This window comes from Acidisoma cellulosilyticum, from assembly GCF_020621385.1.
Taxonomy (GTDB): Bacteria; Pseudomonadota; Alphaproteobacteria; order Acetobacterales; family Acetobacteraceae; genus Acidisoma; species Acidisoma cellulosilyticum.
Window position 1 is genome coordinate 93,702 of the sequence record NZ_JAESVA010000008.1, and the last position, 21,330, is coordinate 115,031.

The following is a 21,330-nucleotide window of genomic DNA, read 5'->3' on the forward strand; positions in this document are numbered from 1 at the left end:
CGCCATCGGTAGGCCAAGTTCCTCCATCATCTCTACCAAATCGCGGAAATTGAGCTTGAAGCGCAGATACCACCTTATACAGAGGAGGATGATCTCATGATCAAAATGACGGCCCGAAAACAAACGATCCAAGACCAGCATCCGTATCCAACCATTATCCCCGGAACTACCACACCGACAGAATTTTGCACCAGAGCCACTGACCGTTCTGCAGCAGGCCCCGATATCGATCGATAGCTACAGCGAAACCATCTGTGCAACGACATGCTGAAATGAGGATGCCGGCTTGGGACCAGCGAAGTTTCGGTAAAAATTGCTAGACACGTTTATGCTGTGCACATATTGCACAATAATTGCGTACTGCGCTACTGGATGTAGATCGTTTCCGGTGTTCGCCGCGCCCACCGTTATAGGCCTGCTCAAGGAAGCGACAGGTGACGACAGGGCCCGTTTGTTTTGCTGCCCCCGTTGCGCCGCAACCGAGGCCGCCTTCAACGGCCATGGGCACAATCGACCAGACGGACACTTGCGCTCGAGGGTCACCCGACGGCTCATCTTTTAGGCAAGGAACATCTCAGTATGATCAGATCTCTTGACGGGAAGACCGCGCTGGTGACGGGTGGTGGGGTCGGAATCGGGGCAGGCATTGCGAGTGCCTTGGCCGCAGCAGGCGCACGAGTTGCCGTCACTTATCGCACCCACCAGCCGGATGAGCAGCTTCTCGCCAAGCTTGCCCACATTTCCGGGAAACCACCGCTTGCGATCGAGCTTGATGCGACTTTGGAGACCAACGTAAAGGCTGTCGCGGCCGAAATTCAAAAACAGTTCGGCACGCTCGATATCCTTGTCAACAATGTCGGCGGTTTGGTCGCGCGGGCAAAGATCAGCGACATGCCTTTTGAGCTTTGGAAGGACGTGTTGTCCGTGAACCTCGACAGCACCTTCCTGGTTACCCACCATCTGCTCCCGATTCTTGCCAGGGGTAACGGACGCATCATCAATATCGCTTCGCTTGCTGGCCGTAACGGAGGCCATCCTGGTGCCACCGCTTATGCCACGACGAAGGCCGGACTGTTTGGATTTACCCGCGGACTGTCCAAAGAACTTGCCCCCGAAGGCATTACCGTCAATGCGCTGGCGCCCGGCTTTATTGAGGCAACGCCGTTCCACGACACTTTTACCTCAGCGGAATCAAAGACGGCCACAATCACGACGATCCCGGTGGGGCGCGCCGGGAACCCCGACGATGTCGCAAACGCCGCGATCTGGCTCGCAAGCGATGCTTCTGCTTTTGTCACGGGCACAGTGATCGACATCAATGGTGGTCAATATTTTGGTTAGCGCAATCATATCCAGCCGCAAGACCCACCCGCAAATTCTCGCTGCCCTATCGGCAGCGGGGTATGGATCCAGCGTCTTGATCTCGGATGGGCACCCCGCCGCTCGCCTTGGCCGGATTGGCCCAACGACTGGCATGGGCGAACGGATTGCCTACCCGGCCACCGGTTCTGCTTCGCGGCAGGGAGGATCGAGTTCACTCAAAACAATCGATCAGATCAGCTGACTTTGTCACTCTTGCCACATTTTGGAGCGCGTAATTGATTGATGCATTGTGCCAGTCAGCGTTCATGGTCGCGCAGCAATCTTCAGGAACAATCATCCGGTAGCCCATGTCAGCGCCTGTCCGAGCCGTGTGCTCTATCGACATATTGGTCCATGCGCCGGTAACGATGACGGTGTCCCGCCCTTCAGCCATGAGAATGGTTTGAAGGGGGGTTCCTTGCCATGCACTCATACGCATCTTCGTAATTATATGGTCGCCGGACATCGGTTCCAACCCGACGACCGGTTCCGCTCCCCAGGTCCCGCGAACGACTGCATTTTCTTCTACTATCCCGAGGAATAGCGGCGCGTTCAGTGTCAGACCGGGCGCCCCAGGCTCGACAACGAACCAGACATGAATAACCGGAATACCGCAGCCCCGACAGTGGGCAGCCAAGGCGGCAATATTGGATATGGCATTCTGTTCGCGACAATGGGCTGGAGCGCCCGAGGATGCAAATGCCCCGCCATCCATCACGACGTCATTTTGCATATCTTGGATAATGAGCGCACAGCGTCCAGACACTAGGGGGATCGCCATTTGTGTGTTCCTTCTTGTGTCGGGAAGCTGACAGGCGCATGGGCGCCTAATCCTCAGAGCCCTTACCGCAGCGAACGGCGTCCACCTGCCAGAGTTATGACGGCAATGATAATCAACCCAGTCATCAGATCTCGCACATCTACACCGAGGCCCGAGGAGTTCAGCAGCGTTGCGGTCAAGAAAAGCATGAGCGCGGCGCCCCAAAGACCGGGGACATTGGCCAGCCCCCCTGCGACGGATGTGCCTCCGATGACGACAACCGCGATGGAGGTCAGCAGATATTCCGCACCGACATCCAAGGATGAGCCGCCCGTGAACCCGGCCAGAAGCGCACCGCACAAACCTCCTAAGGCTCCGCACAGTGCGTATGTCGCCAAGCGCACTAACCCAACAGGAAGTCCTGCCAACCGGGCCGCGCGCGCATTTTGGCCGACAGCAAGGACCGAGCGCCCATAAACTGTTCGTGCCAAAACCACGCCTGCAAAAATTGACATCAGAAGCACAAGAAGAGCCGGAAGCGAGATGCCACCGATCCGCGTCAACACGACATCAGCAAAAGCCTGGGGCGGTTTGATCTGCAGCCCACGGCCGTAGCTGATGCCGACCGAGCGGATAACGAAGCTCGATGAGAGAGTAGCGATCAGCGGCGGAATGCGCAGTACGCGGATCAGCGCGTAATTCGCAAGTCCGATCAAGAGCCCTGCAAGAATTGCCGCTCCGAGACCAATTGCGATCCGCGCGTCAGAACCGTCCATCACCTTCATGGCGACGGCGCTTGCCAGACCGATATTTGCGGGCAGTGATAGGTCGATATTGCCTGGACCAAGGGTGATGACGAACATCTGCCCCAAGCCGACCAGAACTGTGAATGCCGAAAAGGCCAAGGCTGTCGTAAAAACCGACCAGCCGCCATGCCCGCCGGCAAGGCCTACCGCAAGCACCCAGATTAAAATGGCGCCCAGGAAGGACCAGATCCAAGGGCGGCGCCGCCACCGGATCAGAGACTCTTTCAGCGATTTCATGCTTCCCCCCGGTTAATAAGCGCGCGGATGGCAAGAATAACGATCAAAATGATGCCTTGAGCGCCCACCTGCCATTCGGGGGGGATACGAAATCCAGGGAAGACTTCAGGCAGCTGGAAGAAATTGAGCGCAACCGTCGCAAGTTGGAGCGTCAACGCGCCCATGACCGCTCCGATTGGGGAAATGCGTCCACCAATAAACTCAGCACCACCCAGAATGGCGCCGGCAATAGAAAGGAGCGTGTAGCCGTTGGCCATGTTCGCGTCGGCAGACGAAGAGACGCCGACGAGAGAAAGACCAGCCAAACTGCCCAGAACACCGGCCATCGCATAGGCTGTTGCCTTGATGCGCAGCAGGGACCATCCCGACCGGCCGACCGCGGTCGCATTTCCGCCTGCCCCGCGCAGGACGGCTCCAAAAGCCGTATTCATTAAAACGAGATGCAGCACAATCGCCAGCACGACCGCCGCCACGATTGGAAACGGCACATAAGGGACATGCAAACCCATGAAAGTACTTAGCCAGACCGGTGACAGACCACCGGGCTGCGGACGCACGAACAGGGCGAGACCCAACCAGACGAAGCTCATGCCAAGCGTTACTACGATCGAGGGTAATTGGCGCCAATGGACGAGCGCGCCAAGCGCCCCGTAAGCAACGATGGAGGCCAGGATTGCAGCCGTCCCGAGCAGAGGAGTGGTAGGGAGCCAAGTCGTCGTTACACAAGCAATGAAGCCGACGTAAGCCCCAATGGAGAGATCAAGGTCGCTGACGGCAATGATGCAGAGCTGCGCCGCGGTGGCAAGGGCCACTGGCACGGCAAGGTTCAACATCAAATTGAAGCCGAAGTAGCTGATAGCTCTAGGATTGAAGTCATAAATTGCTGCTAAAACAATCAATAGCGACAATCCCGGCAGGGCAGAGCGAAAAAGCCGACGCGGGTCGAATCTTCGGTTCTGATCCGTCCACAATTTAGACGGCCCTGATTTGACAACGGCGTTCATCAAACGGCCTCTTGAAACGATGAGTGGATGACGCGCTCCTCAGTTAGCTCATCCTGCGAAAGTTGGGCGACGATCTGCCGGTTCCGGAAAATATATATCTTGTGGCAGTACGCCAATTCGTCCATTTCCGTCGTGTACCATAAGAAGCAACGGCCCTGTTCCGCTTCATGTTCGATCAATCGATAGACGTCGAGCTTAGTGCCAATATCAACGCCCCGCATCGGGTCGTCCATCAGAATGGTCTCAGCATTCGAGCCGAAGGCACGCGCAAAAAGAGCCTTCTGCTGGTTGCCTCCGGAGAGCGATAAAATGTTATTATCCAAATCCGGCGTTCGAATGCCAATGCGCTCTTTCCAGGATTTTGCGAGTTCGCCTGCCCGCTGCTGTGAGATGAGTGCGCCTCTTGTCAGCGCAGTCAGCGAGCGAACTGTTATGTTGTCGGCGATCGACCAGAGCGGGAAAATTCCGTCTGTCTGACGGTCGCCGGCGACGAGGGCAACCTGACCATTCACTTCAATGCGCCCTGGGCGTCCGCCTGCAGCTTCGAATATCTCTATGAGACTGAGAGATTGACCGTGGCCCGCAAGGCCAGCTAGGCCGACAATCTCGCCGGCATGAACGGAAAGCTCAATGCCGGTGGGTTGCGTTTTCGCACGATACCGGACACGAAGGTTTCCGGTAGAACTTGCGCTCCGGGCGGACTCCGGCGACGATACCTGATGTCCCCCCGCAGCCCCACCCATTGTGGTGATGAGCTTTGACCGACCAAATTCCGTCGCGATGTCGTCGGCTACGACCCGCCCGTCGCGCATGACGACAATACGGTCGCAGTAGTCGAGAATTTCCTGCAGCAGGTGGGAAATGAATATTGTCGCACCGCCTTCGCTGACGAAACGTCGCATGAAGGACAAAAGCTGTTGCGAGGTACTGGGGTCAAGCGAAGACGTTGGCTCGTCCAAGATAATCAATCGCGGGATAATATCTGTTTTTGTGAAGGCTCGTGCAATCTCGACCATTTGCCTTCGGCCGATCGACAAATCAGAGACAATTGCGCCTGGCATTATGCCATGGCCCGGAAAGATCTCGTCCAGCTTACCGATGATCAGTTTTCCGGCACGCTTGCGCCAGCCGAGGCCGCTCAGGGGCCGGTGCGTAATACAGGTATTTTCGGCGACCGTCAGGTTGGGGCAGAGCGACAGTTCTTGAAAAACGCACCGGATTCCGAGCATTTTCGCGATATTTACATCGTAATCCGGCCGCTGGTTCTGATCGGCGGATATGATGCCCGCAGTAGGAGCAACAGTGCCGGTCAATATGTGCATCAGCGTCGATTTGCCGGCCCCATTGTGGCCCACCAGCCCAAGCGCCTCACCAGACCGGATCGTGAGATCAACACCCCTTAATGCATGCACGGCACCGAAGCTCTTTGTAACCTCGGAGAGGTCTATGATCCCACGATCCATGTTTCTTGTCCGGCAGTCTACTTATGGGTGTTGGCGGCGATGATCTTGATAGTCGCTTCTTGAGAGTAGGTCACGTTAGCGACGCCGCCAACCGGCGCTGTTTTCAAAGCCTCATCAAGGGTCGCTTGCGTGATTTCGAGTGGCGGCACAACTATATCATGCGGTACCGCTTTTCCTGCCAGAACTTGCTGCGTGACCCAAAGGGCTGCCGACGACACACCGGGCGGGCTGCTCGCCGACCATGTTGTATATCCATTCTTGTCATGCTCCTGCTTCCACCAGGCAAGTTCATCCTGACGGTTACCCATGATAATCACCGGTTCGGGCCGTCCTGCGGCCTGAAATGCCTGCGCTGCTCCGTAACCGTCCCCCCCCTGATCAACGACGCCGACAACAGAAGGAAGCGACGATAGAACACTGGACACGGCTTTTTGTGCCGTCGCCTCATCCCAGTCGCCTTCGACGCTGCCGACGATCTTGAATTGAGGGTATTTGGCGAGCCCGGCCAGCATGCCCTCGTGAAACGCATTGTCTATCGAGGTGCCGGCGACACCACGAATTTCAAGCAGATTGCCACCTTTCGGAAATCTCGTCGCCAGATAGTCAAACTGACGCTCGGAAATCGTTTTGTAGTCGATGATGATACGATAGGCGCAAGGCTCGGACACAACTCCGTCGAACGATATGACGGCAATATGGGCATCGCAGGCAGCTTTGATGGCGCCGTTCAGTGCATCTGGCGAAGCCGCGTCGATCGCGATGGCGTCATAGCCTTGGAGGACAAGATTCTGAACCTGACCCGCTTGAGTCGTCACTTCCTTGTCCGGCGTCGTAAAGGAATCGGCGGATGCAAGCTGCTTGCCAGAAACCGCTATCTTGCCAGCCTGCGCCCAGCTCTGAAGCATCGCCTGGCGCCACGAATTGCCGGCATAGTTATTCGATAAAGCGATGCGTTTGCTTGAGGTGTCCGCGGCCTGCGCCGAAAGGGCCGTCGCGCCCAATAGCGTCGCGATGGATGCGCCGAGAATAAGATGCTTCACAATCTTTGATCCTTCCCTATGACCCGGCTCTTACGGCCGATCTTAAATTTCCTGGCTTTAGCTTAGACGAAGAAAGAATGGCGCAACTGCAGTCCTTATTGATTTGGCGCAGCCTAGCGACGAGCACGAGCTGCCCTCACCCACGCGGCCGACATTATCGAAAAAAGAACCGACGGCAGGCTGACAAAAAACCCTGATCCAAAGCATTGACGTGTCTCGCCACGAACTAGGATGCACTGCTTAGACAGCAGTTATCATTTAATCCGAAAACACGTAGCGCAAAATGCACAGGTCGTGCAAGATGTGCAACAGCATTGCACCATAGAATCTTGTGGCGGCGTCCTGATAGGGTAAATTCGCCGATGCCCATCCCGAGGTTACGGAAATAGCAAAGGTGGTTTGAAGGCGGATATGATTTTCTTATCTTCTGGCCCTCGTTCGCAGAATGTCCTTCGGTCCATCTCTTCGGCGGTCGATATCGCCCGGCTCGTGGACCTCCACGCGGATAGGAAGGCCCTTGACACTAGCCGGACGCCATTCGGCCAGCTAGCCCGTTATCGGGCATATCAAGATCTTCGGAACAAAGTGTAAGGACATGGCTCAGAGCGTCGGACGGGCAATCGATATTCTGGAGTTTTGCAGCGAGACGCCGCGAAGCCTGAAGCAGTTGGCGGACATGCTGGGTGTGCATCGCTCGACTGCGTTCCGCATCGCACAAACTTTAGCAGATGCCGGCTTTGTTCGTAGAAACCTGGACGGCACATACGGCGTTGGATTTCGGCTTGCCGGTTTAGCAAAAACAGCCTTGGACAATTTTGACCTGAGAACTGTTGTGCATCCTCATATCGAGCGACTGGGCGCGAAAATCGGCTTTACCATTCAATTTGCCGTCGCTCAGGGGTCGCACATTATTTATGTTGATAAGATCGAGCCCCAAAATTCCATTAGTTTAAATACGAAAATCGGAGGCTTTGTCGTCATTCACACCGCCGGTGTGAGCAAAGCGATTTTAGCTTTTCTTGAGCCTAAGCAAGTTGATCAGATACTTGCAAATGCCACTTTTGAAAAGCTGACGGCGAGTACTATCACCACACGGGATGGGTTTTTGAGACGCTTAGTCGAAGTCCGAAAAAACGGCTGGGCAAGTGATCGTGGAGAATATGAAACCATCTCCAATTGCATTGCGGCCCCCGTTCGGGATTATTCTAACATGGTTGTCGGCGCAATATCGATTACAGCTTTCCGCGAAGTTGCTGATATTGACCGACTTGTAGAGTTACTTCCCGATCTAATTGAAACCACGACAGCGGTATCAAAAGAATTAGGATGGAATGGGCTAACCGAAGAGACGAGCAGCGGCTAGTACCTCGTCACAGAGGTTTTGACTCTTTGGCTGCGTCGGGATAAAGTAACACACCTGCCGCTGATTGCCCGAAATATTGCTGCAAGGGCCCAGCGGAAATGGTACGTTCCGAACATGACCAACCAACTGTTTTTACAAAGACGAAACAGAGAAACCTGCGCCCCTTTCAGGAGGGCCAGTCCGGCAGGGCGTCCAAAGGGCGCGCGGAGCCGCGCCCAGAACCGGGGTGCTGATAGCGCCGGCACTCCCTGCGGCCCATGTCGGCGCCCAGCCCGCAACCTGCAGGACCGATATCGCCGTCTCGATACCCTCAGCGATACGCAGGCCGAGCGTGACCTCATCGTCAGGCGTCAAGGCATTCCTTCAGTAAAGCGATCAAACGTCACAAATCTGCGCCGCAGACGATCACGCTGGATGGATACGCCGCCTCCCACCGGGCCGTGCGGCCGATGAAGGAGGACGGCATATTCCCGGCCGACACCAAGCTGCGGTCATCAAAATAGTTGAACAATTTGATCGAACAGGATCCTCGTGGGATCAAGGCCCGAACAGGGCCAATGCTCGGCTTCAAACATTTTAAAACGGCATCGATAACACATGCCGGGATTGAGTTGATCCGCCGTATTTACAACGGACAGTTCAACGTCGAAAATCTACGTATCGAAGGTACCGCCATGCCCGCCACCTGGAATGCAGTGCCGGAAGCATGAAGAGATGGGACCATATCGTTGTCCCACTCGACCAAACATTCAGTTTACACCAGAACCGTCTCCCAGGTTCGGCCATAGCTCGCAACAGAATGCGGTAGAGTTCTATCATCCTTACTCGCCTTATTGAGGAGGCGACGCCCGCCGCTGCAACGGCGGCGGGCAATCCTTCGGAGAGGACTGCCCGATGAACGCCGATCCCTTCGACCTGCGACGCTTCGTGACGGCACAGGCCCCGGTCTTCGAAACGGTGCTTGCGGAGCTGAAGGCCGCGCGAAAAAGAAGCCACTGGATGTGGTTCGTTTTCCCGCAGCTGCGCGGCCTCGGCCGCTCCCCCACCGCGCGACTCTACGGCATCGAGACGATCGACGAAGCGCAGGCCTATCTCGATCACACGCTGCTGGGGCCGCGGCTCATCCTCTGCACGCGAACGGTCCTTCACAGCGACGGTGCCTCTCTGCACGGGATTTTCGGCTCACCGGACGACATGAAATTCCGCTCCTGCATGACTTTGTTCGAAGCGACCGGTTCGGAGGAAAGCGGCGTCTTCGGCGCCGCGCTAGACCGATGGTGCGCGGGGGAGCGGGATGCGGCGACCCTTCGCCTTCTGTCCCAGTGAAGACATTCGCCTCGGGCAGCACATCCTGCATTGCAAGGCGAAATGGCTGCAATCCTTGCGCGAGAAACCGGATGCCCTTCTTGGCGGTTAATGCCTGGTAACTTGCTTAACCTTCCGTCAACCGCAATAATCAATAAAATGATTGAGCGGGACTCTTGAACGCCATGTCCGATATCTCCGTTTCCGACGCGATGAACGCCGCCAATTGGAGCTATTCCCAGGGCAGCAGCCCGTTGCCGGACGGCTTCACCTACCTCATGGAGAATGGCAATCCGGTCACGCAGTATGACGCGAATACTGGCTTCTATGGCGCAGCACTTGTCACGCCGGCCGGCCAGGTCATCATCGCCTACGAGGGCACCAATCTCTTCACGGGAGATGCGATCTTCACCGCCGCGCAGGCCGCGGACGACGCCGCGATCGGCATCGGAGTCAATGCCCCTTCCTTCTATACGGCCGACACCTTCGCCCAGGCCGTGCTGAAGGACGCCAAGGCGCAGGGCTATGCTTCCAGCGACGTCTTTCTGGCGGGGCATTCCCTCGGCGGGGCCGAGGCCGAATATGTCGCGACGCAGGAGGGTCTTGCCGGCATCACCTTCGGCGCGCCGGGCATCAACAACCTCCTGTTCGACAGCCCCAGCCAGCTCACCAACTATGTCGAGCAGGGCGATCCTGTCGGCAATTATTCCAGCGACGCGCCGGACTATCTGGGCCAGATCGTGCAGAACAGCCTGGTGCAGCATTACGGCGGCCAGGTCCTGACCGGTCCGTCATGGCACAGCAGCCTGCTCACCACGGCGGCGACCGCCTATGCGAGCGGGGGCACGGCTGTCTCGGCGGAGGTGCTGGCCGTCGCGGTGCAATTCCATCTGCTCGGAACCTATGCGACCGATCTCGGAGTGACCCTCGACAATGGTGACGAGACCGTCGCTGCGCTGATGGGGGACACCAACTGTTTCGTGGCCGGGACCCGTCTCGCGATGCCGGATGGCGAGGCGGCGGTTGAAGCTCTGAGGGCCGGGGATCTGGTTCTTACGGCGGATGGCATTGCACAGCCGGTCATCTGGGTCGGCTATCGCAGGCTGGATTGCCGGCGGCATCCGGCACCGAGGCAGGTGACCCCGGTTCGGGTCGCGGCGGGGGCCTTCGGACCCGGCCAGCCGAGCCGCGACCTGCGGCTGTCGCCCGACCATGCGATCCTGGCGGAGGGTGTACTCATCCCGATCCGCTATCTGATCAATGGCGACACCATCCGGCAGGAAGCGCCGGGCATCATCACCTACTACCATATCGAATTGGCGCAACACGCCATTCTGCTCGCCGAAGGCCTGCCGGCCGAGAGCTATCTCGACACCGGAACCCGGCAGAACTTCTCGGCAGGCCGGGTGGTGGCGCTGCATGCGGATTTCACGCCCGACCCCGCTTTCCTATGGGACAGTCTGGGCGCAGCGCCTTTGCGGGTTTGCGGCGCGGAGGTCGAGCAGGTCAAAGCCCTGCTGGCAGTGCGGATGCAGGACGGCCTTCAGCCGGGCGCCGCCCTGGCCTGCCGGCCAAGGTGCTGTCAGGTTGCTGGGAAGGGTCGGCGCGGGCAAACTCTGCGCATGAGCCGATCCCATAACCCCGACCGAGGCTTCCGTTTTCCGCCGGAGATCATCGCCCATGCGGTCTGGTTGTATCACTGTTTCAGCCTTAGCCTGGGGGATGTCGAACTGATCCTGGCGGCCCGGCGTAACCGTCAGCTACGAGAGCATTCGGGACTGGGGCATCCGTTTTGGCCGGCAATACGCGGCCGCTCTCACGCGCCGTCGCCCAAAACCCGGTGATCAATGGCACCTCGATGAGGTATTTATCCGGATCCGTGGGAACAACATGCTGGATACCAGCGCGGGGGCGCCCCGGGCTTAAAACTTTCCCGAAGCCACTTCCTTAAGAACAAGCTTCTCCAGCGTTAAATCAGAAACCGCACGTCGCAGCCGATTATTCTCGGCCTCCAGCTCCTTTAGGCGCTTCACCTGATCGACCTTGAGCCCGCCATATTCCTGGCGCCAGCGGTAATACGTTGCATCCGTCACACCAATCGAACGGATCGCATCAAACAGCCGACTTGCCTTGCGAGGTCAAAATCTCAACCTGACGAAGCTTCGCAATGATCTCTTCAGGCTTATAAATTCTCCGCGGCATCATCCACCTCCACCCAAAAACTACATCAATGGTGGCGCACTTTTAGGGGGTCGGACCACGGGCTCCTGACCCGCGTGATTACAGCGGGGAGCCCGTTAGCCGAATCGGTGTCCTATCGAGCGGAGACAGCGCGAAACCATAGACAGGGATATCGAGTACCGGCTTCGATTTAAAGCATCAGAATTTAGCGAAGATGTTTTTTCGCGACCTTACAGATATATGTGTATTTTGGATTGACCATTTGCGTGCATCGCGCCTCCGCGATTTGGCCCAGGAATAGATAGGCTTCCGCTTCGGTGAAACCGTAATCATCCGCTAGCCAATAGACCATTTCCTCGAACGCGGTGCGCATAGCGTCTTCGAGCGGCCTGGCGCAGCCTAATGTCGCAATATGAGTTTCCGTCTCGATCCGCGGCCAGGTCAAGCGCTTCGGCTTGTCGATCAAAGCCGTGCTGAAGGTCACACGCGCACCAATCTCCGTTGCCCCCATGCCGACACATTCCCCGTCGCCCTGCAGCGCGTGGCAATCACCGATGTAAAGAGCTGCCCCTTCCTGGTGTATGTCGAACGTGATCGTGCAACCCGGTCCGATTTCCTGCACGTCAAGATTGCCACCGTGAACACCGTTATCGACGGTCAGGACAGCGCCGTGGACTGGGGCCACCCCGATAACGCCGACCATGGGCTTGATCGGCAATTTTTTGGTATCGCTCCAATGAACGAAACCGTCCGACACGCGCATCGCACGGGTATGCTGGCCAAACTCTTTACGGCGCACCCAATCGGGAAACATGCCTGCCCCCGGGAAGAGTGCGGTATAGCCGATCTCATCCAGCTCCATATCGTGAATGGTCACAGCCAAAGCCTGGCCAGGCTTGGCACCTGTGACGAACAGCGGACCGGTGGCTGGATTAACGAAGGGAAACTTCACCTTGTCCGGCGTAATCTTGGACTCCGTCGAAGTAATCACGCCCGCATTGCAGTTAATCTCGCATTCGATCTTGATCATCTCGCCGGGCGAAATCGTCTCAACACAAGCTTCGCCCTGCGCGAGCGCGTATTTGAGGTTGCCGTCTTTCTCAATCAATCGCGACATGAGTTGTCCCTTATCAATCAGGAAGGTCAGGAAAGATCGTGCCGCCAGGGCAGCAGCCAACGCTCTACGCGCGTGACGATGCTGGAGAGCACAAGAGCCAGGATCACGGTTACGACAAGCTCGGCGAAGACAGCCGATATGGCGTAGAGGCTGCCGGCTTTAAAGATCTCATGGCCCAGGCCATTGGTTGAGGACATGAACTCGCCGACGATTGCGCCGACAAGCGCGAAACCCACCGTCAGCTTCAGGCCTGCAAAGATATCGGTCATCGAAGCCGGGATCACGATGAGGCGAAAAATCTTCTGTCGGCTCGCACGCAACGACAGCATCAGATTGATCTGATCCGGATCGACCCCCATCGCACCCTTATAGGCGATGATGATGGAGACCACGACCACCGACAGTGTCGACATGGCGACCTTGGACGCGAAGCCGGTGCCGAACCAGATAATCGTGATCGGGGCCAAAGCGATGATCGGAATGGACCCGAGTGCCAGGATAAAGGGCTGCAGCACCTGCGAGATGAAACGCGAATACCAGAGTGACAACCCCAAGGTTGTGCCGATGATATTGCCGAGCGCGAAACCCGCCAGCGTTTCCAGCGCCGTCGCGGTCAGGTCGGTCCAGACCGAACCATCGCGTATCGTCGCGATAAGCGCGGCGAAGATGCCTGAGGGCGATCCATAGAGGAAGGCGCTGACATGTCCTGTTGCCGTCTGCCATTGCCACAGGCCGATCAAGACGACGAAGCACAGGATCTGGCATAGCAGAATTTGCATCCGCCGCCGGCGTCGCGCTAGAATCGCCGCAGTGCGACGATCCTGCATCGTTGCTTGGTGGATCGAAGCGCGCGGATCCGCGCTATTGAACGTCAAGCTCGGTCCAGATCTGTCGGACATAATGCGCAAATCCTGTGCTTTCACGTAGCGCGATGAGATTGCTGCGGTCACCCGGCAGCTCGATGCGATGCTCGGACACGATGGTGCTGGGACGACGCGATAACACAATCACACGATCGGACAAGCTGACGGCCTCTTCCACATCATGCGTGATGAGAAGCAGGGAGCGCTGCATTTCCCGTACGAGACGCAGCGTATCGCGTTCGATCAGAATCTTCGTCTGAAAATCGAGCGCAGAGAACGGCTCGTCGAACAGAAGAACCTCAGGCTCCGGCGCCAAGGTCCGGGCAAGTGCCACGCGCTGGCGCATCCCGCCCGATAGCGTCGAGGGATAGTGATCCGCAAAACCACCCAATCCCAGCTGATCGAGCAATTCCTTCGCACGCGCCCGATGCGCCGCCCTTGTGCCGCCCTTCACCTGCAGCCCCAGCATGACGTTCTGAATGGCCGAACGCCAAGGCAGCAACAGGTCCTTTTGCAGCATATAGCCGACACCCGCCGGAACGCCGTCGCTCTCGCGCCCGTTCCACAGCACGGTGCCTTGGCTTGGTTCGATCAATCGGCACAGAAGGTTCAGCAAGGTGGTCTTCCCGCATCCGGAAGGACCCACTAGGCTCACGATCTCGCCGCGCTCCAGGGTAAACGACACCGAGCGAATGATGTCCAGTTCCTCGCCGGCATCGGTCAGGAAGGCCTTGCCGAGATCGAGGGCTTGGAGCGGCGTATCCGGCCGCTTCAAGCTTGTCATTTGCGCGCTCAGGCTGCAGCCGCCTTGTTAGCGAAGCTATTGTCGACGATCTGATCAAAGGTCGTCGTGCCTTTGATGTTCTTCAGATATATCTGCATAGCCATCAGGTTTTCCCACTGCGCACGGTCCACCACGACGGATTCCGACGGAACACGAACTTTCAACTCACTGTCGATCGCGCTGTCAGTGACCGCCGCAGAGAGCTGAGGAAACTCCTTCCTTGCGACCATTTTAGCATAGGCCGGATCGCTATAGGTACGGTGCATGGCCTTCTGAAAGCCGTTGCAGAGCGCCTGGACGATCTCCGGCTTACTCTTGATCGTCTCATTGAGAACCATGATCCCAGTATTACAGAACGGACCAATGGCGCTGGAAAAGTCGAAAATGATCTTGGCGCCCTGCGATTCCGCTTCGGCGACACTGGGCTGATAGGCGATAGCGACATCCGCCTGCCCTGCCAGCATCGCGCCGATTTCCGTGCCCGGGCTCACCTGGATAATCTGTACATCACGCCCGATGACAAGCCCCGCCTGATTCAAAAGCCGCTTCGTCACGCTGTAGTTTGTATTGGGCTCGGGTGAGGTCGTGATGCGGAGGCCCTTGAACTGCCTCACATCGGTGATTGGCTTCACCGTCTTGGAGACACCGAAGTAGAAGGCACGCTGAACGACGCTGCCAACGACCTTGCCGGGACCACCCTTTTCGACCGAGATCGGCACCATCGTCGGGTCGCCGATGCCGAACAAAGCGGATTGCCCCAGTACGGCCGCGAAAGTCTGGGCATCCCCGCCGGCCGCCGAGACGTTGAGATGGATGCCAGCCTGTTCAAAATAGCCTGCATGCTGACCGACATAGAGGTCGATATAGCCGAGATTATGCACCGCCTCGATAAAGGCGACATCCGTTACAGCAGCTCGCGCGATACGTGGTGCACCAAGGGCGGTGACCGCCGCGGCGGCACCGACGAGCTGAAAACTTTGGCGACGAGATAGAGATTTAGGGAGCAAGCCAGCCATCTGGAAGTCCTCCAACACAGGTTGCCATCCCTTCATCGCAAACCACGTGCCAGCGCTAAAATTCTCTTAATATACTGATAAAAAACGATATTTTTAGGCGTCCGCTTTCCGCGGCTATGCCAGGGTACTTTTTTCACGCTCAATGCCTAGATATTATGCACAATGCATAATGCGTTGAGGCATGGCAGTACGGTCTGGCTCGACATGACACACCCGCGCTATCTAACGACGTGCAGAGATGCGACGCGATGACGAGCAAGGACGAGACCGAATGGAGAAAAAGCGACCACAGACTGCACGGCAGTACGTCTTGGGAATGCTGAGGGCGGAGATTCTGAGGGGGGAACATTGTGCCGGCGCCAGATTGCGGCAGGAAGAGGTTGCCTCACGCCTTGGCGTCAGCACCACCCCAGTGCGGGAGGCTTTCCGGGACCTGCTAGCGGAAGGCCTGATCGGCCTCGACACGCATCGCGGCGTCCTTGTTCGTGGACTTACCCTTGCGGATGTCCGCGAACTCTATGAATTGCGTATTGTGTTGGAACCAATGCTCGCCGTGCGGGCCTTGAGCCTCACCGACACCACCCAACTTGACGCGGCGGAGGCAATCCATCTTCGCCTTTGCGGTGAGAAGGATCCCGAGCGTTGGGCGAGCCTCAACGTGGCCTTTCATCAGGCTCTCAATGTCGCAGCGGCGGACGGGCGGATGAGCCGCATCGTCGCGGGCCTGGCAGAAGCCGCAGGCTCATACGTCTCTCTCTCCATGCACGCGACGCCGGAATTAATGGCCCTGAATAATGGCGATCACGCCGAACTGTTACGGCTCTATCGGCTGCGTGATGAGGACGGTGTCGCCGCCAAAACTGCCGCTCACCTCGCCCAAACCCTCTCCGCAATCGAGCGCGATGTTGAAACCAGGGTGGTTGTTCTAGCGGAAGCTGGATGAATCCCCTCCTCCCCGCAGACGACTGTGACCTAAAAGGCAAAAAGGCTCATGCAACAGGCTCAAACCCGGATGCGGCCGTTTCTGTCAGCGCAGCCGAACTTTACAATGGGCAGCGATACCCCACGCCAGTTCCTGGAGCGATGCCTTGAAGACCTCGCGCACCGCGAGCCGGAAGTCGGCGCTTTCACTGTCGTCAACATCGAGTGTGCGCGGCAAGCCGCAGATCTTTCCACACTGCGCTGGAAAGCTGGCCGCCCACTCTCCGGGATCGATGGCATGCCCGTCGCGATCAAGGACATCATCGACACCGATGACCTCCCGACGGAACATGGTTCGGACCTTTATGCGGGTCACCGACCACTCTTCGGAGCCGCAAGCGCAACCGCATTGCGTCTGGCGGGAGCGGTCATACTGGGAAAGACGGTGACGACGGAATTTGCCTCGACCGAGCCGCGAGGCACACGCAACCCTTGGGATCTGAACAGAACACCCGGTGGATCGTCCAGCGGTTCGGCGGCCGCCGTCGCCGCCGGCATGGTGGCTGGAGCCATGGGCACACAGGTTGTGGGCTCGATAATCCGCCCCGCCGGATTTTGCGGCGTCTATGGTTATAAACCGACTCTCGGAGGCATTAATCGCGGCGGCAGTCTCGATATGCTCAGTCAGAGCTGCTCCGGTGTCTTGGCTGCCAGCCTGGCGGATAGCTGGGTCATGACTCGCGAAATTGTAGCACGCGTCGGCGGTGACCCTGGCTATGTCGGTGTTACGGGTCCCATGACACCACCGCCGGCAAGCAAGCCAAAACGGCTTGCCCTCTTGCAAACTGCCGGCTGGTCGATTTTAGAACCATCGGCTCGGGAGGCCCTGGACAGGGCCATCGCGACATTGGTTCAGTCAGGGGTCGAGGTTGTCACCCGGTCGAGTTGGCCTGACCTCGAAGCCGTGGAAGAGACGGCCGCGGAGATGCTGCCGATCACCATGAGAATCAACGCCTGGGAATGGCGCTGGCCGTTGAATGCATTCATGGCGCGCAACGCCGCAGCGCTTAGCTCTTCCGCGCGCGAGCGCGCAGATATTGGCATGGCCATGACACAGGATGACTACGCGACGGCCATCACCCGCCGATCCGAAATCCGAAAGCTCTATGCTAAATTGGAAGCGGGATGTGACGGTATCATCAGCGTGACGGCGCCAGGCGCCGCACCAATTGGTTTAGGGTCGACCGGCAATCCAATCTTCGTCGTTCCAGGGTCAATACTAGGCGTCCCCGTGGTGACCCTGCCTTTGCTCCAGTCTGAGAAACTTCCCCTTGGATTGCAGATCGTAGGATTCGAAGGCCAGGACGCCGCTCTCTTCGCGATTGCAGCAGCGGTGGAAGCCATCCTAACTCCTGTTTAGCCTATACCGTTGCCCACCTATCCCATTTAAGAGCGCCTTTCAAAACTTGTGTACGCGAGGTCGGAAAGAAGGATGAAGCTGTATGGCTTCTCCTCTTGTTTCCGACGAACTCTGGGCGGTGATTGAACCGCTCCTTCCTGTCATTCCTTCCCGCCCGAAAGGTGGTCGCCCTCGCGTTTTCGACCTCGGAAAACATCGTTGGGTCGTCGAGCGAACCTTTGCTTGGCTCTCTCGGTTCCGGCGCCTCACTGTCCGTTACGAACGTAGAGCCAACATTCATCTCGCCTTCACTCTGATCGCATGCTCTTTGATCTGTATGCGCGCACTCACATCATGGTTTTGAAAGGTGCTCTAAAGTTCTCGTGTGAGATCTCATTAGCCACGACGAATTCGGATAGGTTGCGTGCTCTGCCGGTTTGAAGCCGGCATGCTGGCCAGTAAAAAATCGATGAAGGCGCGCACCTTCGCAGGTGTGAAACGGGTCTTCGGATAGACTGCGTAGAAAATCTGCTCGTCCGTCTCCCAATCGTCCAGGAGCGGCACCAGTTCGCCTCTGGCGCAGAAGCGCTCCGCCAGCAGATCGAGCACATAGATAAGGGCTGTGCCGCGTGCCGCCGTTTGCATCAAAGCTTCGGTACTGTTGAAGAACAGATTGCCTTCCGGCGTGACGGTATGGGTTTCGTTAGCGCGACGAAACACCCAGTCCCTCGGCGAGCCGGCCGGCGGCGACAGGAAGGCCATGCAACGCTTGGGATTGATCTCGCGCGGGTGGGCCGGTTTGCCGTGACGGGCGAGAAACGCTGGCGCCGCGCAAAGGACATGCGGTGACTGGAACAGAGGCCTGACGACAAGCTCGCCGGTCTCCACCTCATCCATCCTCACCGCGACGTCGATGCCGCGCTTGATCAGATTATTGACGTCGTTCGTCAGCGTCGCGATTACCCGCAGTTCGGGATGTTGGGCCGCGAAATTGTCCATCGCCGGACCCAGCACAAGCTGACCGAAGGCGATCGGCATTTCGACATGCAGTTCGCCCCTGAGGACAAGACGCGCGCCGCTGACGGCCGCGTCCGCCTCGGTGGTTTGTGCCAGGATGGCTTTGCAACGCTCGTAATAATCCGCGCCTTCCTCCGTGATGCGAATATGCCGTGTTGTGCGCTGCAAAAGAATAGTGCCGAGCCGCGTTTCCAGTTGCCGCAGCGCTGTCGTGACCGAGGCATTGGCAAGATGCAGCTGGGCGGCCGCACCCGATAGGCTGCCGGTCTCGATGATTTTGACGAAGACCTCCATCGCGCGCAGCCGGTCCATGCCTGCTTTCTCCTTTTGCCAGACGTGATGCGATATTTCATGAATTCCGAAAAGTCTCTTTGTCGGCAGCAGGCTCATCCTCATCGCAAATAGCGCTAAACTGCTCAAAATTAAAAAACACCGGTCAGCGCGTACTGGCCGATGGGGGAATAGGATCGATGCAGAATGCGCAGTTCGATGTCGTGGTGGCGGGGTGTGGCGCCGCTGGCCTTTCCGCCGCCGTCGCGGCGGCCGAGCAGGGGGCGAAGGTCGCAGTGCTTGAGCGCGCACCGATCGAGGAGCGCGGCGGACAGAGCCGCTACACCGAGGCCTATCTGCGCATGAAAAGTCACGATGACGTGACGGATGATTTCGAGCAGCACATCATCGACAACAGCAGCGGCTATGTCGACCCGGACATGGTGCAGGAAATGGGCCGCCCGGCCGCTGACCGCGCCGGCTTCGCGCGCGCCGTCAATATGGTTGATCCCGATATGCTGCACACTTTCGCGACCGAGGCGGGTCCGACCATCGCCTGGCTGAAAGGCTTCGGCCTGCGCTTCGATTTTTTGCCCACACAGTTTCTGACGAAGACACAGCCGCGCCTGCTGCCGGTGGGCGGCGGTTTGGCCCTGGTCGAAACGCTGGCCGCGCAGGCGGAGAATCTGGGCGTGACCTTCTTCTATGACACCACGGCCGAAGGTCTGGAGCAGAATGAGGACGGGCAGGTCATCGGGTTGCGCGCGCGCCACAAAGGCGACCGCGTCCGCCTGAAGGGCCAGGTGGTGCTGGCCTGCGGCGGTTTTGAGGGCAATAGCGAGATGCAGACGCGCTATATCGGCCCGCGTGCCGAATATCTGCGCCCGATCTGCAAGGGTGCCTATTACAATCGCGGCGAGGGCATTCAGATGGCGCTGGCGATCGGGGCGCTCGGGGCCGGCGATTTCGGCAGCTTCCATGCCGAGCCGATGGACCCGCGCTCAGGCGTTTCCGAACCCTCCATCTTCATCTTTCCCTATGGTATTCTGGTGAACAAGGAAGGCGAACGCTTCACTGACGAAGCCCCCGGCGCCGTCGACGCGCATTATGAGCGGGTGACCCGCCGCATCTACGAGCAGCGCGACGGCCTGGCCTATGTGATCCTGGACGCGCGGCACAAGCAGGTGCCGAATTACCGGCTCGCGCTGCGTACCGACAAGCCGCCATTCGAAGCCGATACTGTCGAAAGCCTGGCCGCACAGCTTGCCGTCCCTCCGGACCGTCTGGCGGCGACTGTCTCGGCCTATAACGATGCCTGTCGACCGGGACAGTATAAGCCGCTGGAACTCGACAATGTCGCGACGGTCGGCCTGCATCCGCCGAAATCGCATTGGGCGCTACCGATCGATCAGGCGCCGTTTCATGCCTATCCGATCATCTCGGCCAATGTTTTCACCTTCGGCGGCCTGAAGGTGGACAGCGATGCCAGGGTGCTGGACAGTGACGGATTGCCGATCCGCGGCCTTTATGCCGCCGGCGAGATCATCGGCCTGTTCCACGGCACCTATACCGGCGCGACCTCCGTCCTGAAGGGGCTGGTCTTCGGCCGCCGCGCCGGTCAGGACGCCGCGCTGAGGCGGAATGCGCCATGACCGGCCTGCGCCTTGACGGGCGCGTCGCCCTTATCACCGGGGCGGCTGGCAGTATCGGCAGCGCCATCGCCCGCTGCTTCGCCGCTGCCGGCGCCCATCTTTGTCTCGCCGATCGGGGGCCGATGGCGCCGCTTGCGGCCGAGGTTGCGGCCCTTGGCCGCCGCGCGATCATGGCGACGGTCGATGTCACCTTGCCGGCCGAGATTGACGCCCTTGTCGCCCGGACGCTGGACGCGTTCGGCCGGCTGGACATTCTGGTGAATGTCGCGGGCGTCACCTCGATGGGGAATGCCGCCACACTCGCCGTGGCGGAATGGGACCGCGTGCTGGCCATCAACCTGAAGGGCAGCTTCCTGTGCTGTCAGGCCGTCATTCCGGCGATGCGACAGCAGCGATACGGTCGGATCATCAATCTCGGCTCGGTGCTCGGCAAGAACGGCGGCAATGCCCGGCCCTGGATCGACCCTGCCGAGCAGGAGCGGGCGGGGAATATCGCCTATGGCGTCTCCAAGGCCGGCGTGCATGCCATGACCGCATATCTGGCGCGGGAACTGGCGGCTGACGGCATTACGGTCAATGCCATTGCGCCCGGCCCGATCGCGACGGCCATGACGACCAGCCTGCCGGCGACGATCCAAGCCCTGATCCCGGTCAAGCGCATGGGCCAGGCTGAGGATGTCGCCGATGCGGCGCTTTTCCTGGCGGGCGCGCAGGCCTCGTTCGTGACAGGCGAGGTGCTGGATGTGAACGGAGGCATCTGGTCCGATTGA

At 58.6% G+C, this 21,330-nt stretch carries 17 protein-coding genes and 6 pseudogenes; 12 read left to right on the plus strand and 11 right to left on the minus strand.

Annotated features, from left to right (window positions below):
• The first annotated feature begins 579 nt into the window (after nucleotides 1–579).
• Nucleotides 580–1,341 carry an SDR family NAD(P)-dependent oxidoreductase gene (locus ACELLULO517_RS20415; protein WP_227309275.1) on the plus strand — a complete coding sequence of 254 codons (762 nt, stop codon included), beginning with the start codon at nucleotides 580–582 and terminating at the stop codon, nucleotides 1,339–1,341.
• 193 nt (nucleotides 1,342–1,534) lie between these two features.
• Here ACELLULO517_RS20415 and ACELLULO517_RS20420 read toward each other — a convergent pair whose 3' ends face one another.
• From ACELLULO517_RS20420 to ACELLULO517_RS20440, 5 genes are all read right to left on the minus strand, one after another.
• On the minus strand, nucleotides 1,535–2,143 hold the full coding sequence (locus tag ACELLULO517_RS20420) for a cysteine hydrolase (protein ID WP_227309276.1): 609 nt from the start codon (nucleotides 2,141–2,143) through the stop codon (nucleotides 1,535–1,537).
• Nucleotides 2,144–2,205: 62 nt separating this feature from the next.
• Nucleotides 2,206–3,165, minus strand: coding sequence for an ABC transporter permease (locus tag ACELLULO517_RS20425; RefSeq protein WP_227309277.1), 960 nt, complete (start codon nucleotides 3,163–3,165; stop codon nucleotides 2,206–2,208).
• Entirely contained in the window at nucleotides 3,162–4,169 is a 1,008-nt protein-coding gene (locus ACELLULO517_RS20430) for an ABC transporter permease (RefSeq protein ID WP_227309278.1), read from the minus strand. Before ACELLULO517_RS20430 ends, ACELLULO517_RS20425 begins: the two co-directional genes overlap by 4 nt.
• Nucleotides 4,169–5,632 (minus strand): sugar ABC transporter ATP-binding protein, encoded by a 1,464-nt coding sequence (locus tag ACELLULO517_RS20435; protein WP_227309279.1) that lies wholly within the window; start codon nucleotides 5,630–5,632, stop codon nucleotides 4,169–4,171. The genes ACELLULO517_RS20430 and ACELLULO517_RS20435 overlap by 1 nt, the downstream gene beginning before the upstream one ends.
• A 17-nt stretch (nucleotides 5,633–5,649) precedes the next feature.
• Complete coding sequence (locus ACELLULO517_RS20440; RefSeq protein ID WP_227309280.1) at nucleotides 5,650–6,672, minus strand: substrate-binding domain-containing protein; 1,023 nt, start codon at nucleotides 6,670–6,672, stop codon at nucleotides 5,650–5,652.
• Nucleotides 6,673–7,267: 595 nt separating this feature from the next.
• Between ACELLULO517_RS20440 and ACELLULO517_RS20445 the strand changes: the two genes are divergently transcribed.
• The 5 genes and pseudogenes from ACELLULO517_RS20445 to ACELLULO517_RS20465 all read left to right on the plus strand — a co-directional run.
• The gene (locus ACELLULO517_RS20445) at nucleotides 7,268–8,035 is read left to right on the plus strand and encodes an IclR family transcriptional regulator (RefSeq protein ID WP_227309281.1); all 768 of its coding nucleotides are present in this window, start codon (nucleotides 7,268–7,270) and stop codon (nucleotides 8,033–8,035) included.
• 503 nt (nucleotides 8,036–8,538) lie between these two features.
• Nucleotides 8,539–8,745 (plus strand): annotated as a pseudogene (locus tag ACELLULO517_RS20450) (hypothetical protein); the annotation flags it as partial.
• Nucleotides 8,746–8,929: 184 nt separating this feature from the next.
• Nucleotides 8,930–9,361: a DUF1810 domain-containing protein gene (locus ACELLULO517_RS20455; RefSeq protein WP_227309282.1), complete on the plus strand. Its 432-nt coding sequence runs from the start codon at nucleotides 8,930–8,932 to the stop codon at nucleotides 9,359–9,361.
• 938 nt (nucleotides 9,362–10,299) lie between these two features.
• A pseudogene (locus ACELLULO517_RS20460) lies at nucleotides 10,300–10,704 on the plus strand (Hint domain-containing protein); the annotation flags it as partial.
• Between the two features lie 258 nt (nucleotides 10,705–10,962).
• Nucleotides 10,963–11,224: pseudogene (locus ACELLULO517_RS20465) on the plus strand (IS6 family transposase); the annotation flags it as partial.
• Between the two features lie 3 nt (nucleotides 11,225–11,227).
• Here ACELLULO517_RS20465 and ACELLULO517_RS20470 read toward each other — a convergent pair.
• The 5 genes and pseudogenes from ACELLULO517_RS20470 to ACELLULO517_RS20490 all read right to left on the minus strand — a co-directional run.
• Nucleotides 11,228–11,542: pseudogene (locus ACELLULO517_RS20470) on the minus strand (transposase); the annotation flags it as partial.
• A gap of 184 nt (nucleotides 11,543–11,726) precedes the next feature.
• On the minus strand, nucleotides 11,727–12,698 hold the full coding sequence (locus ACELLULO517_RS20475; RefSeq protein WP_227309283.1) for an acetamidase/formamidase family protein: 972 nt from the start codon (nucleotides 12,696–12,698) through the stop codon (nucleotides 11,727–11,729).
• The gene (locus tag ACELLULO517_RS20480; protein ID WP_227309284.1) at nucleotides 12,665–13,537 is read right to left on the minus strand and encodes an ABC transporter permease; all 873 of its coding nucleotides are present in this window, start codon (nucleotides 13,535–13,537) and stop codon (nucleotides 12,665–12,667) included. Before ACELLULO517_RS20480 ends, ACELLULO517_RS20475 begins: the two co-directional genes overlap by 34 nt.
• Entirely contained in the window at nucleotides 13,500–14,285 is a 786-nt protein-coding gene (locus tag ACELLULO517_RS20485; protein WP_227309285.1) for an ABC transporter ATP-binding protein, read from the minus strand. The genes ACELLULO517_RS20480 and ACELLULO517_RS20485 overlap by 38 nt, the downstream gene beginning before the upstream one ends.
• 8 nt (nucleotides 14,286–14,293) lie before the next feature.
• A complete protein-coding gene (locus ACELLULO517_RS20490) occupies nucleotides 14,294–15,301 on the minus strand; it encodes an ABC transporter substrate-binding protein (RefSeq protein ID WP_227309286.1) in 1,008 nt (335 codons plus the stop codon).
• Between the two features lie 271 nt (nucleotides 15,302–15,572).
• Between ACELLULO517_RS20490 and ACELLULO517_RS20495 the strand changes: the two genes are divergently transcribed.
• The 4 genes and pseudogenes from ACELLULO517_RS20495 to ACELLULO517_RS20505 all read left to right on the plus strand — a co-directional run.
• Nucleotides 15,573–16,244: a GntR family transcriptional regulator gene (locus ACELLULO517_RS20495; protein ID WP_227309287.1), complete on the plus strand. Its 672-nt coding sequence runs from the start codon at nucleotides 15,573–15,575 to the stop codon at nucleotides 16,242–16,244.
• 48 nt (nucleotides 16,245–16,292) lie between these two features.
• Nucleotides 16,293–17,642 (plus strand): amidase, encoded by a 1,350-nt coding sequence (locus ACELLULO517_RS20500; protein WP_227309288.1) that lies wholly within the window; start codon nucleotides 16,293–16,295, stop codon nucleotides 17,640–17,642.
• An 82-nt stretch (nucleotides 17,643–17,724) separates the two neighbouring features.
• Nucleotides 17,725–17,826: pseudogene (locus tag ACELLULO517_RS29060) on the plus strand (IS5/IS1182 family transposase); the annotation flags it as partial.
• Nucleotides 17,827–17,985: pseudogene (locus ACELLULO517_RS20505) on the plus strand (transposase); the annotation flags it as partial.
• A gap of 32 nt (nucleotides 17,986–18,017) precedes the next feature.
• Here the strand turns inward: ACELLULO517_RS20505 and ACELLULO517_RS20510 are convergent.
• Complete coding sequence (locus tag ACELLULO517_RS20510; RefSeq protein WP_227309289.1) at nucleotides 18,018–18,950, minus strand: LysR family transcriptional regulator; 933 nt, start codon at nucleotides 18,948–18,950, stop codon at nucleotides 18,018–18,020.
• A gap of 59 nt (nucleotides 18,951–19,009) precedes the next feature.
• Between ACELLULO517_RS20510 and ACELLULO517_RS20515 the strand changes: the two genes are divergently transcribed.
• Together ACELLULO517_RS20515 and ACELLULO517_RS20520 are read left to right on the plus strand one after the other, a co-directional pair.
• Nucleotides 19,010–20,560 (plus strand): FAD-dependent oxidoreductase, encoded by a 1,551-nt coding sequence (locus ACELLULO517_RS20515; protein WP_406566284.1) that lies wholly within the window; start codon nucleotides 19,010–19,012, stop codon nucleotides 20,558–20,560.
• Nucleotides 20,557–21,330, plus strand: a complete 774-nt coding sequence (locus ACELLULO517_RS20520) for an SDR family NAD(P)-dependent oxidoreductase (RefSeq protein ID WP_227309291.1) — start codon at nucleotides 20,557–20,559, stop codon at nucleotides 21,328–21,330. The genes ACELLULO517_RS20515 and ACELLULO517_RS20520 overlap by 4 nt, the downstream gene beginning before the upstream one ends.